The organism is Bacillus pretiosus (genome assembly GCF_051294775.1).
Lineage (GTDB): Bacteria > Bacillota > Bacilli > Bacillales > Bacillaceae_G > Bacillus_A > Bacillus_A wiedmannii.
Map to the genome: position 1 here is coordinate 105,332 of NZ_JBPPHF010000005.1, position 13,105 is coordinate 118,436.

Annotated in this window: 9 protein-coding genes and 4 pseudogenes; 4 read left to right on the plus strand and 9 right to left on the minus strand. The window is 31.3% G+C overall.

Annotated features, from left to right (window positions below):
* Positions 1-112: 112 nt before the first annotated feature.
* Complete coding sequence (locus ACSG5Z_RS23755; RefSeq protein WP_435712281.1) at positions 113-244, minus strand: hypothetical protein; 132 nt, start codon at positions 242-244, stop codon at positions 113-115.
* Positions 245-714: 470 nt separating this feature from the next.
* On the opposite strand from ACSG5Z_RS23755, the pseudogene ACSG5Z_RS23760 reads away from it, so the two are divergent.
* A pseudogene (locus tag ACSG5Z_RS23760) lies at positions 715-827 on the plus strand (IS6 family transposase); the annotation flags it as partial.
* Between the two features lie 51 nt (positions 828-878).
* On the opposite strand, the gene ACSG5Z_RS23765 reads toward ACSG5Z_RS23760, so the two are convergent.
* The 3 genes from ACSG5Z_RS23765 to ACSG5Z_RS23775 form a co-directional block, all read right to left on the minus strand.
* Entirely contained in the window at positions 879-1,520 is a 642-nt protein-coding gene (locus ACSG5Z_RS23765) for a CPBP family intramembrane glutamic endopeptidase (protein ID WP_435712282.1), read from the minus strand.
* A 19-nt stretch (positions 1,521-1,539) separates the two neighbouring features.
* Positions 1,540-3,648 carry a cyclic peptide export ABC transporter gene (locus ACSG5Z_RS23770; RefSeq protein WP_435712283.1) on the minus strand — a complete coding sequence of 703 codons (2,109 nt, stop codon included), beginning with the start codon at positions 3,646-3,648 and terminating at the stop codon, positions 1,540-1,542.
* A 1,660-nt stretch (positions 3,649-5,308) separates the two neighbouring features.
* Complete coding sequence (locus ACSG5Z_RS23775) at positions 5,309-6,397, minus strand: non-ribosomal peptide synthetase (RefSeq protein WP_435712362.1); 1,089 nt, start codon at positions 6,395-6,397, stop codon at positions 5,309-5,311.
* Positions 6,398-6,405: 8 nt separating this feature from the next.
* Between ACSG5Z_RS23775 and ACSG5Z_RS23780 the strand changes: the two are divergent.
* Positions 6,406-6,555: pseudogene (locus tag ACSG5Z_RS23780) on the plus strand (IS6 family transposase); the annotation flags it as partial.
* A 594-nt stretch (positions 6,556-7,149) separates the two neighbouring features.
* On the opposite strand, the pseudogene ACSG5Z_RS23785 reads toward ACSG5Z_RS23780, so the two are convergent.
* The 5 genes and pseudogenes from ACSG5Z_RS23785 to ACSG5Z_RS23805 form a co-directional block, all read right to left on the minus strand.
* Positions 7,150-8,265 (minus strand): annotated as a pseudogene (locus ACSG5Z_RS23785) (helix-turn-helix domain-containing protein); the annotation flags it as partial.
* Positions 8,266-8,274: 9 nt separating this feature from the next.
* Positions 8,275-8,802: a nuclear transport factor 2 family protein gene (locus tag ACSG5Z_RS23790; protein WP_435712284.1), complete on the minus strand. Its 528-nt coding sequence runs from the start codon at positions 8,800-8,802 to the stop codon at positions 8,275-8,277.
* A 154-nt stretch (positions 8,803-8,956) separates the two neighbouring features.
* Positions 8,957-9,349 carry a nuclear transport factor 2 family protein gene (locus ACSG5Z_RS23795; RefSeq protein WP_210627899.1) on the minus strand — a complete coding sequence of 131 codons (393 nt, stop codon included), beginning with the start codon at positions 9,347-9,349 and terminating at the stop codon, positions 8,957-8,959.
* 4 nt (positions 9,350-9,353) lie between these two features.
* Entirely contained in the window at positions 9,354-10,175 is an 822-nt protein-coding gene (locus tag ACSG5Z_RS23800; protein WP_435712285.1) for an MBL fold metallo-hydrolase, read from the minus strand.
* A gap of 173 nt (positions 10,176-10,348) precedes the next feature.
* On the minus strand, positions 10,349-10,969 hold the full coding sequence (locus ACSG5Z_RS23805; protein WP_435712286.1) for a DsbA family protein: 621 nt from the start codon (positions 10,967-10,969) through the stop codon (positions 10,349-10,351).
* A 1,202-nt stretch (positions 10,970-12,171) separates the two neighbouring features.
* On the opposite strand from ACSG5Z_RS23805, the gene ACSG5Z_RS23810 reads away from it, so the two are divergent.
* Together ACSG5Z_RS23810 and ACSG5Z_RS23815 are read left to right on the plus strand one after the other, a co-directional pair.
* On the plus strand, positions 12,172-12,576 hold the full coding sequence (locus ACSG5Z_RS23810; RefSeq protein WP_435712287.1) for a DUF3221 domain-containing protein: 405 nt from the start codon (positions 12,172-12,174) through the stop codon (positions 12,574-12,576).
* An 86-nt stretch (positions 12,577-12,662) separates the two neighbouring features.
* Positions 12,663-12,883, plus strand: a pseudogene (locus ACSG5Z_RS23815) (IS4 family transposase); the annotation flags it as partial.
* Positions 12,884-13,105 lie beyond the last annotated feature (222 nt).

A 13,105-nucleotide genomic window follows, 5' to 3' on the forward strand; every position in this document is an offset into this window, starting at 1 on the left:
TACTTCATAAAAAATATCAGAAGGTTTTTGGTAAGTAGTGTTAAGTTCATAAAAATCATCATAACATGCTTCAGATTTTATATAATCGGTTAATTTAAAAATTATTGGTGAGTTATAAGTTTTGATAACATGCTTTCTTATAGTTTTTCTTTTCTCTTCTTAAGGTAAGAATGTGACTTATTAATTGTGCGCTAGATGCTGCTAAAAATGAGCCAATAATTGTTATTACTGTTTTTGTATCCATAAAAAACCCCTTTCCTTTTAATAGGATAAAGAAAATCATTTAATGTTTCAAGGCTTAGAAAGCACTTGTAAAAAGTGTATATGGAGTATTTAATGCGATTAATAACTAAAATCAAAAGGGCCTAGCCATTATTTTGACTAAGCCTCATTATATTAATATATTTACTTATGTACTCGCATTACAACAGATTAACTACCTTTTGTCTTTCAATCCATTTATCAAATCTGTAGTATTATCTACATTATATATATTAAAATTAGTCTTCTTCTGTTGTATGAGATTTAAAACATTTTGAGTAAAAATGTCTAGATTCACTTTAATATGCCTCCCTATATGTATTTTAAGATATCAAAGATTACCTCTGTTTGTTAGAGTGAAAACACTCTTTTATTCTCATATTTATTATTTTCCCTATATTCCCTAAGTCACATTAAAAAAATAAAAAAACTCTTCCACCTTTACCAGATATAGCTACATCCATTCTTCCTAGAGTAGAAGCCACGCATATACTAAAAAAGAACAGCTTGATTTACGGGAACAGTCTGTCCAAAATCAGAAAGAATTCATCCATCAATTGTTTTGACTTGCAGCATAAGATACGATTCCGTTAAGAATATATGCACTGTATTCTCTTTTATTTTCGCACTAAAATCCTCTTTTTTGAATAATATACTGAAAATAAATTAAACTCCACATGCAAAAATATTGAAAAAACAATTGATAGTGAGTAATCCGTAATCATACCATATATGATTCCCCCGAGAAATGCGAACAGCATAAATTTTATGCTAGTCTGATTAAAGCTGTAATATTGTAAGTGAGCTACAGCGAATAGGAAAGAAGATATTAGGATCGGTACCGTAACTGGTATGTAAGCTATTTCATAAAGAGGGTATATTGGGAATGAATTATTAAGTAGTGGTATAATCATCCCTCTGAAAATTACTTCTTCAAAAATAGGATACATAATTACAAAGTTTAAGATATTCTTTTTCCCGCTCGGCTTATATCCTGAGTATCGTGAAATGAAAATATTCGTTATCGCGGCAATAAAGATTAATAAAACAATTGGTTCGTAGTGAATTGGTAAACGGAAGACATAATTATCTTCATAAAAATAAATAATTACTGTCAGCAGTGTTCCCCATATATAAATAATCTCATTTTCTATCTTTCGGTACAATGTTCTTCCAATAATAGTGCCAACTGTCAAATCAACAATTTTATATGAAAAAGCTAATAAAACAGCAAGTACCAAAGCAACAAGGTAGCTCATATAGATTTATCACCCTATCTCACAAGGAACTCCTTTGCAATTCATGCATTTGATTAGCATCCAGCGTTACTTGATTTTGAAATATTTTCCCGCTATCTAATTTAATTATTCTGTCTGCAACATGAAAATACTGATCATCGTGCGTCACAACAATGATACACTTGCCTTGAGATTTTAAACCCTTTAGTAACTCTTCATAGAAAAACGCTTTAAATTCAGGATCTTGCTCCGCTGCCCATTCATCCAATAAAATCAATGGTTTGTTTTCCAAGCAGGATATAATATATGCTAACCGTTTCTTTTGTCCTGTTGACAATTCTCCTGAATTGACTTCTCTTTTTTCATTTATTACTACTTTATCATCCAATTTCATTAGTGCTAATGAACTTTGAATGGACTGCTCACTTTTCGTCAAATCAACTCCATACATTTTTCTAAACAAATGGAAGTCATTGAATATCGCTGAGAAATAATTATTTAGTTCGTCATAGTTAATACTTCTCCCATTTATAGTAATTTGTCCTTTATGCGGTCTATACAATCCCGTAATTATTTTGGATAAAGTTGACTTACCGCTTCCGTTGCCACCTACTATAAAAGTAATCTCACCTGTATGGAATTCTAGATTTACAGGGCCTAATTTAAATTCATGATTTGTTTCTTGAGCATCGGCTGAATAATAGCTATACTCTATATTATTTAATTTAAGTTCAATATGGGTAGGGAAATTTTCATATGACTCAATATTGAAATTTCCTGGTTGCTGCTGATTATTGTGTGTCTTTAGCATCGTTGTCAATGTATCAATTTGTTTCAAGTTTACTTTCATAGCCTCGTATTGAGTTAAACAATTAGTTAACGATTGAAAAGGGCCTATTAAATAAAATACGATGAATAGAGTTTCACGAAGGTCATTTACATTAATTTGCGTTAACAGCATCGGAAATATAAAAACAACGACCGCAAATATTATATTGTAAATTGTGGTATTGTATAACGTGAAATTTAATATTTTGGTTGAGGCAACAACATTATAATCCGTGGTTTCTTTTGTACAATTATTCATTTCCACGGAGTATTCGCCTCTTTTAATACGATTTAGACTTAACTCTTTGAAACCCTTCAGCATGTCTGTAATATAACCAAAATATTTATCTTTCATCTCTCGATTTTTTCTCCAATATTGCGAAGCTTTTCTATTGATCACAGTATTAAAAATGAGATTCAATATTATGATTACAAGCGACCCTATAAAACCGTATATATTTTGATATCCGAGATAACTCATACAAAATATGATTGTCAATAAGCTAGAACAACCAACAACAAAAATTTCCGGCAATCTGGATATCGCTTCAGTATCATTATTCAACACAGTATACATCTTCGAACTTCCAATATTCTCAATATTTTCGTAAGAAGAATTCATGATTTCATTCACGATAGCAATTCTTTTCTCATTAATAATTTGATTCGTAGTTTTAATCAGCTTTTCCTGTAACAATTTTTGCGTATAAACAAGAAAGACTAGAAAAAAAAGAAAAAACATTAATAAATCCATTGAATACATCAAATTTGTGTTAAAAGTTTCATTAATAGTTAGAATAATCAAAGTGTTCATTAAACCATTTAATATACTTAATGAAATGATGGCAATAAAATTCTTTTCTTTCATTCTTGTACAAGTAAATAATATATTAATGTATACCAAATAAAAAATTAGACAAACAAATGTCAAAATGACAAATGTAAAAATCCAATAATACTTTAATGAATAGATATCGTACCAAGTCATTTGCTTCATTATGTAATTAGGGCTGATGTATAGACACACCCCAAAAAGCACTATTACACTTATTAAAATTCCGCTTGCCCATTTGATTTCTTTCTTTGACTTGGTTACTGTCCTATTTTTAGAAAGGGTTTCAGCAACAACCTTGCCCGTAAGCACCAACAACCCAATAATTAACAAGCTAATTAACGGACTCAGCATTTTTGCGTATTCATTCATGGTACTGGCATATTTTAAGATGTAAGCATTCTGGTCGGCAGCTGAGTTGTTATTAGCTGCATAAACGTTATTCATAGGAAGCAAAAATATGAATATTGTTGCAACAATTTTCTTCATGTTATATCCCTCTCATAAGAAACTGAATAATATTATTGTACTTACCCAAATCACTGTATTGAAACATAAAAAGAGACACCCCTGGCTCTCTGTGTAAATTAGAAGCACAACCAACCACTTTACGCAGAGGAGAACAAGAAATGTCACATACCTATACGCTAAGACATCAACTCAATTAGAAAAATATATTTCGCCAAATCGCCTTCAAGGCAGGTTCAATCGAATGCTAAACAAACTAACAGCCCTATCTTCGCTATCGTGGATGATTATATTTGTGAGAAAACCAAGTCTTCGTCACGAATACCTTCCCCATACAGGAGCCTCCAACCATCATTCACAACTGAAGCGCAAACGAGTTTATGGTCTCCAATCATCGCTTCGGTCAGTCGATGTTAGCTATCCATTTATGTCTCGTCGTATTATCCAAAGGTAAGAGCAAAATTCAGCTTGCGAGCGAAATGATTGAGCAGGTACATGCTTCATGGCATAAGACTTATGTAATCATGACTTACGGCAAACGTTGGTCGATTGAAACCTATTTCAGAAGCGCGAAGGTTAATCTTTACATAGATCGTTACCGAGTCAGCTCTATAAAACGATTGATTGGTATTTAGTACTACTCGCATTTACATCAATGTGTTTTAAGATATGGGTAGGTAAGAATTTGATGTTATTTCCTTCTTTTCCCCATTCAGACTGTGCAAGCGACTTTCATCGCACACGGCGTTCCATCAAATTTGTTATCATTAAACTTTCATTTTATCGTTTCCAATCAATTTAGAAGTCAGATAATCTGTTCTATTCCTTGATTGTTATCAGTCAACTACTAACCATTGGTGGTTTTCGTTTCTCTTAGTCATACACGAATCTGATAGATGATAATTGCAGTAGTGTTTAACAAATTGACTAGTGGCTATCCCTCCACGATGTTTCCATCATTTCAACGGCAGATCAGACATCCATGTTGTCAGCCTCCCACGTTCCAACGATTCTATCTGTACATACACTTTTAGGTGAATCCTCTAGCCCCGCTAGCTTACTCATGTCTGTACCACGATAGGGGGTGTTTCATAAAGACAAATCTTACCCCACCCCACTAGCACCACAAAGCGTGGCAGATACCATTTCTAGTACCCATACCTCTAGAGCTGTACATTCGGATTTTCGTCAGTTAGCGTTTTCGCACTAATATTCCCACCATGAGTGTTTTATAGCCCCCCGACATATCCATTGCCTTTTCCACCTCTGGAAAATTTTCGTCAACATTACTTGTTACGGCAATTTTCTGCCGACTTCACCGAACTTATAACCCCAAGATACTACCTTATCTTGATGCTATTCGGAGTATTAGGGAGAGCCTTTCAGGGTATTACTCCTTCACTCGACTCTTTAAATCATTAGTTCTCCTAGCGTGTTAGCTAGTGTCTAACCTTTTCAGTTAGAAGCGTATCGCACTACCTTGGAACTCATAATTTTTTTGGATGGAATACACTGATATCTCAAAGAAAAATAGGATAAATGGATTGATTATACTTATCAACAAGCTCAATCGGGTTTTCCCCTAGCTGAGGTTAAAACTTAACTTCGGGCAGCATAGAGATACTATCAGCATTTTTGATTTTACAAAACATCAAAGTGAATGTTGGTAAGTATAGTAATATTACAACGAGCTGTACACTTCCCCTGATACATACTGAATCAAGTCTCCAACGGTATCAAAATATTTATTCATTAAAGTTTCTTCCGATAAGGTGATGTTGAATGTATTCTCAATCTCTACCAGTATTTTAATAAAGGAAATAGAATCGATTTCTTCAATTTCTGAACGTGGAGTGATGTAATTTCGTTCTGTAATAGTTTTTATAATCTCAATAACTTGATGATATACATCATCACCCTGTATCTGACTATCTCTTGAGTTCTCTTCATGAATTGTGCCCATTTCCTCGTTATTAAAATACATTTCATTTAATGCTTTACGATCAATCTTACCATTTGGAGTCTGTGGCATTGTTAATAATTCTATATACCTACTTGGAACCATGTAATCTGGCAACTTATCTCTAATATAAGCTTTTAATTGTTCGGGCACATTTACACGATTTGAACAATAATATAAAACTAAACTATTAATATCGTCAGTAGTTCGAACTAATACTACAACTTGAGAAATGAATCCTGATTCATAAGCAATTGATTCAATTTCTTCCAATTCAATTCTATATCCTCTAATTTTCACTTGATTATCCATTCTTCCGATATATTTAATATTTCCATCAACTAATAGCTTAACGTAATCGCCAGTTCTATATACTCTTACATTCTGTTGTTCGTTCAAACTCACAAATTTTTGTAATGTTAATGCCTCTCTATTAATATAACCCAACGAAAGGCCTGCTCCTGCAATACATAATTCACCCATTTCACCATTTGGTACAACTTTTAAATTATGATCCAGGACATAGGTTTCATAATTTGGGAGTGCCTTTCCAATACTTATTTCATCTTGTTTCGTAACATCACAAATTGTCGCCCAGATTGTCGCCTCAGTAGGGCCGTATACATTGTATATCTTTGCATTTGTATTTTCCTGTAGATCCTTAAGTAAATTTACCGGAAAATTTTCTCCCCCAATAATAATTTCACTCACATGACTAAAAACATCTTTACTATAACTCAGCAGTAAACTTGCTCTAGAAGGCGTCAATTGAACGATGTCAACATTATGATTCGATATTAATTTTTTAATAAGCTTCGCTAGGGTTCAAATGTTTTGACACAGCTACATCCATTCTTTCTGGAATAGAAGCCATGCATATGATTAAAAAAGAACAACTTGATTTACGAGACCACTCTGTCCAAAATCAGAAAAAATTCATCCATCAATTGTTTGGATTTGCAGCATAAGATACGATTCCATTAGGAATATATGCGCTTTATTCTCTTTTATTTTTGCACCAAAACCACTTTAACTATAATATTGTTACATATTTTGAAGGGAATCCTTTTGTTCATGTTATTTTACTAATACGTTTAAAAAACGTATATTAATTCTTTATTTTCCATTCACTCTAAATACTATTTCATAAACATTATTTTGATATCGATATACGTAAATTTCTATAAAATTCAATCGAATAAAAACCAAAACTTTTTATACTTCAATCTACACAAACAAAATTTCTTGCTATTTAATTATCTTATTGATGGTTTAATCGACAAATATGGTTGGAAATTTTTGATTATTACTAATTAATTCATGTTGTTTAAGCAAGCTATACTTAATACATAATCATTAATTATAATCCTCTCAACCTTTAAATGTGGAAAAAATGTAAAGTATACATTAAGTTTGTTCTCCTTAAAATTCCTATACTACTGACAGGTAAGACTTCTCTCAAAATAATTTCTTCCTAAATATAAGCGAAAATACATCATTTACCACAATTCAAATAAGCCGTATAAAAGCAAGTATACCCCTACTTTTACACAGCCTATTCATTACATTTTATCAATTATAACTTGCCTTTTATACCACCGGTTCAGCTTCTCCTTAGCAACACCTGAAAGACGCTTAGTTTTTTGATTATAGAACCTAGAAAGGGTAGGTTGTGATATACCTATCTCTTCTGAAAGTTCCCTCATTGTTATATTCTTCTTCGTATGCAAAAATACTATCTTTTCACGAATTAAATATTCACTTTCATCCGCACTTATGGGCTTACTTTCTTTCTTTGCAACAGCTTTTTCCGCTTGTATTACATTGGTAGTTTTCTTTTTAGGCAAACTCTCCATTGAATTCATTAATTCTTTAGGTGGAAATATTCTAATACCTAACTGCGAATAATAATTTTTAAACCAATTCTTCTTTGTTAATTTTTCTTCATCTAAGCCATTTTCATACTCCCAATGGGAAATAACCTTTTCACGTTCTAGATCCATTAAGACATTTTCTAATTGATCTCTAATTCTATTAGGTTTTTGATTTTGTTTAATATCCATTACTGCTAAAAGTCCTTTATCCCCACCTATAGAATAGGGCCTGCTTAAACTAGAAAACATTTGTCGAATTCTCCACTGCCATGTTAAATAACGAATTAGCCTTTTATGATACTTATGCCTATAACTATTGTATTCAAGTGCTTTTTTAGAAAGTAACGCGTTTGTACTATTTGAGCCATATAAGTAGCTTGACAAGAAACTACCTGGTTTAATTCGACATGATTCTATTCCCATGTATTCATTAGTGTTTTTATCTCTCCAAAGCACCACTGAATCAAGTACAAAAAGCCTTTTTATGATTTCACGTTTTACTTCGTAATGTTTACCAGGTTCTGCACGATCATTTAATACTACAACCTCATTTTCATCATTAAGATATATAAAAATACTTGCTAAAGCAGCAATTCTTTTAGCAACTTTAATCTTATCTTCAGCTCGATAATATTCAACTCCATTAGCTTTTGCCTTAGGAATACTACACATTTCTAAAACTTGTTCATATGAAAAATCAATGAACTCATCTGGTGATTTAGCCTCATTCAACCATTGAATAGTGATAAAATCAAGACAATCTGCTGTTAAGTCATCCATATTACTCATAACACCATCCACTATATTTTCTACTTAAAACATAGTATTATTATTAGCTGTCTCATTTGGAATCTCTTGAATTATATCCCAATGCTCGACAATCTTACCATTCTTCAAACGAAATATATCGACTATAGCAACTGCCTTATCTTGAGAATTAGTACGAGAATGTACATGAAGAGCAACTGTATCTCCTTCAGCTACTACACGTTTAATCTCTGCAGAGGAATTTGGATTTTTAACAAAGTCCTCCTTAAAGAAATCCATGAAGGCTTTTCGTCCATAAGCAACAAAAGGATTATGTTGCTTATAATCTTCACTTACATATTTAGGGATAATATCGATATTATGTTTGTTAAAAACTTCATTATAGAAATCAACTATCATCTTTTTATTCTTTTCTTTTTCTGTCACATTATCTTTCGATACTGGTGCAACATTCTCACTCTTTATTAAGTGACCTTTGGTATTACCAGTTGAAGCTTGAAATATCAAAGTCGACACAATTCCTAAAATAAACACAGAAATAATTATTACTATTAAATTTTTCTCTAATTTCATATATATCTATCTCTTCTAATTTTATAATTCATCTTCGATAACACGCTTAATAAAGGAAAAATCTTTCCCAGAATGTGATGTAAGAAATATTGTTAGGAAAATCCATCTATCCTAACAATACTCCTTATACGAGGCATATTAGAAACAGGTAACTCTAACTTAATACCTCATTAACAGTTGCACTGTCCACAATTTGAATAAACTTCTTAACCTTATCGTTCTCATCAAACTCATAAAGATGACAAAAATCTGCTATGAATGATTTCCCTGTTACTTTATATGTTCCACTATATTTTCCATACACGATAACAGTATTGTTATTAAAAGCATAAATTTCATCTTTAGCGCTATAGTTATCCCATTCAGTTCCAAGACGTTCATGTACATTTTTCACTACTTCATCAGGACCTATATAAGTGCCCGCATATGGAAACCCAGTAGCTTCTGTCCAAGTTACATTTTTACTTAAATAAGTTTTGAAAGCATCCAATTTTCCCTCGCCAGTTAACACATACGTTTCATGTAATAGTTTTTGATATTTATTCATAGCATTAACCCCAAGGCATTTCTTTTGTTACAACTTTTGCACTTAATTCTAATACACCTTTATTAGCATAGTCTGGATATGCTGTTTCAAGTTTTGCTACAAAATCTTTTGAAGTTTTACTTTCCTCAGAAGCTTGAATTGCAGTTCTTAGATAATCCATAGTTGAAGTAATTGCTTGATTATCTAATGATTTTTCGATTGATCCATGGCTCGGTACAATTATGTCAGCATTTAACGCCTGTAATACTTTCAAGTTCTCAATCCATGCCTCCATTTCTGTTTTTGAGCTAGTATCTGCTAAGAATAGATGGATTTCGTTAAATACATCAATACCTCCAATTAATAATTTCAGCTCTCTGTTAAATAAGCTAGTTCTGTAATGATCTAAACCTACTAGTTCAAATGTTAGTCCCTGAAAATCAATAGATTCTTTCTTAAACACTTGAGGTAATACCACATTACTTGGTGCATTTTCTCCAAGTGCATCTTTCCAAACTTTTAATTTCCCTAATACAGAATGAACAATATGTTCAACCGTAGACTCTGTAGCATACGCTATGGCATCTGGGTAAGCAGCTTTAATACTTTCTAACCCAAAATAGTAATCAGGATCCCCATGAATAATAAAGATTTTATCTAGAGATAAGTTATTGTTTTTCAAATAATCCACAATTTCTTTCGAATCAGATTGAGTAAATTTTGAGTTTATTAAAAATGCATGTCCTGCTTTCTCAACTAAGGTTGCAGTGACCATAAAACTTTTTTCGTCTGAACCAAACACCATCAATTTTACATCTTTTTGATCTATATCGATTGTTTTAAACATAGAATATTATTCTCCTTTTGTTAAAGTTATTAACTAGTTAACATACTTTTATCTTGTTCCGACAGAAGCTCCCTTTTCAATTCACCTGAAAATGTAATAGCACCAGCAAATATTCGGGAGATGTATGTCGGTTGGCGTAAGCTAACATGTTTGCTACTATAACGTAAACTTTCTTAGTATAAATTTTTAAAACGTGCTTCAATTTTATCTGCCGTCATTACCCCACCACCAATAGGAATAATTTGATTATCCTTTTGTAAAAGTAATGAAGGATAACTATTAACACCAAGCTGTCGAACCTTATCAAAATCGCTTTGGGCATCTATTATAGTTTCTTGAGCGTTTAAACGTTCTAGTACTTGTTCAGGGTCCAAACCATGCTCAATGGCAATCTTACGATATGTTTCAGGATCACTTAGACTTTGTCCCCCATAATAAAACGCTTTTTGCATAGCCGAAGTCAATTCTAACAAACGGTCTGGTGCTAATGAGCGTAAGGCTGAAAAGCCAATTGCAGCATCTTTCGAATTCATTTTAAAAGTACCTTCTTTTACTAATTTTTGATATAAAGGACCAAATTCTGCACCTGTAAGTTGATTAATTCTTTTATTTCCCTCTTCTATATATGAAAGATTTTTCATTGGTAGATTATCTAAAAATAATCCTCCACATAAAACAGTTAAAGGCATTTCAGTATGATTTTTGTAAAACCCTTTAACATTTTCTGAAAATCCGTAGCACCATCCACAATATGCATCCCATACGTATAGAAGGTTATCTTGTTTTGTTTTCATTTAAATCTCCTACCTTTATTTTTATTAACTAGTCCAGATAGCACTTAAAATTCTCAGCTAACTTTCTGGTTTATATAAGTACATCTCTTTTATATCTTGTTCTTTTTTAAGTTACCTTACTATATTTTTCAAAACTAACCCTTCAAAAAAAGATTAGATAAGATCTTTAACAAAAAATAGTACTGCACATTATCGCTCTAAAATAGAAGATACTGAAGTTCGGAATATACCTTGATTTAAATACGTTAGTAACTTTCTACACTGGGCGATAACATATGGCATACCATCCTTAATTAAATATATAAACCTTATTTTCACTTTGAATATAGATACTAGTTGTAACTAATATGATTACAACTTTATGAAACCATTTTAGTTACAACGATAGTAGAAGTCAATTCTTTTTTAACAAAAACATTAAATTTCTACCCTAATGCTTTTAGAATACTAATATTAACAACTGGCTTCATGTTCTTAAATTTTTTAGAACTCTTAGTAATTCCCTCAAAATATATATGCCATTATATTGATAAAATCTATATGTTCCCTTAACCCTGTATTTCTTACAGAATCTTTATTTATTCATTTTATTTTTTGATCGTGTGCAATTAACAATAAATTCAAAAAAGAAAAAACAATTTTAAATTTATTATTGTATTTTTAAAGTATTCCACATCAAACAATATAGTTAACACTATAAACATAGTATCAACTATATTAATTGAATATTAGTAATAGTGAGTCTAAACATTATCAATTTACTTTATATTACATATATGTAAAAATAAGAACATGATAAGCTTTTTCAAATTTTTCCCCTAATAAAGATTTGAAATTAGCATTTCAATACTCTCCTTACTGTTAATATGCCTAGAAAAAGAACCCAATTGGGTTCTTTTTCTGTTCATTACATAAAATCCTATATTAATAAAGAAAAAAAGAAGAGGAATCTCTCTCCTCTTCACCAATAAAATTGAACATATTTAAAATTAAGAAAGGGCATACATTCATCAAAAGATGAAAGGAACAATAATAGTTCACCTGGTGAATTATAACACAGATTGACTCCTATTAATAGGTAATATTAACATTTATGGAATAATTGTGACATAAATGTTAAACATCTTAATATTAAAAGGCTTTATATGTGAATAACTAGAAAGTCGATAGTGTAGGGATTAAATATAAGGGGGATATATATTATGTTTAACAAAAAACAAACATTCGTAACAACCGTAACAGCTTTAACATTAGGATTTGGATTTACTTTCGGATTAACACCAGCCTTTGCAGATTCTAATAAGCCTTCTCTCAACAATACTCCTGTTCATTCTATTCAGAACCAAGAACAAGAACCTTTTACTGGATATGTCATTTCAGTAGATAACAATTATTTAGTGGTTGCTGCTACTTCTACAAAAGATGAAGCACTTGCTTATCAACATGATTGGTGGGATCTAGTTTCTCAAAATAAGATTTTAAGAGTCCCTGTTTCAGATGGTGAAAACTACACATTAGGTGAGAAATTAAATGTATATGCAGCTGCATGGACTAAATCTTTACCACCAATAGCTGTTATGCCTACAATTGAAAAAGTATTTCAGTAGGTAATATTTCCGATAATAAAGCTATCCCATATAAAAAGGAGTCGAATAACGACTCCTTTTTATATTCACTTTTCTTTTTACGTTTTCCAGAATTCTTTCGGGATAGGACAGTAAAAAAAAACAATTTTTGTATGTTTTACTTAATCTTAAAGACATTATGCATTAGATAAAGCTAGGAAATACTTATGAACTTCAAAATGTCTATATCCAACAACAAGAATTATGCTTGTGAGTTTTAATATACATAATCACAACAACTCAAGTTTATAAACTTAGGAAACAGCAAACCTATGTTGAAAAGAAGAAATAAGTTACACACTCTGAAAAAAGTAAATGATTAACATAAATCAACTTTAATAGATTAGCTTTTAATCAAACATTTTCATAAAACAACAAATCTACTATCATCCATAGTCTTCATATATTTGCAACAGAACCCAAGATACTAAAATAAATGAAAGTTTTTTCATATATCAACAAAAAATTCAGTTAATGTTTTTTTATTCCTATAAATGTATATAAACCTTAA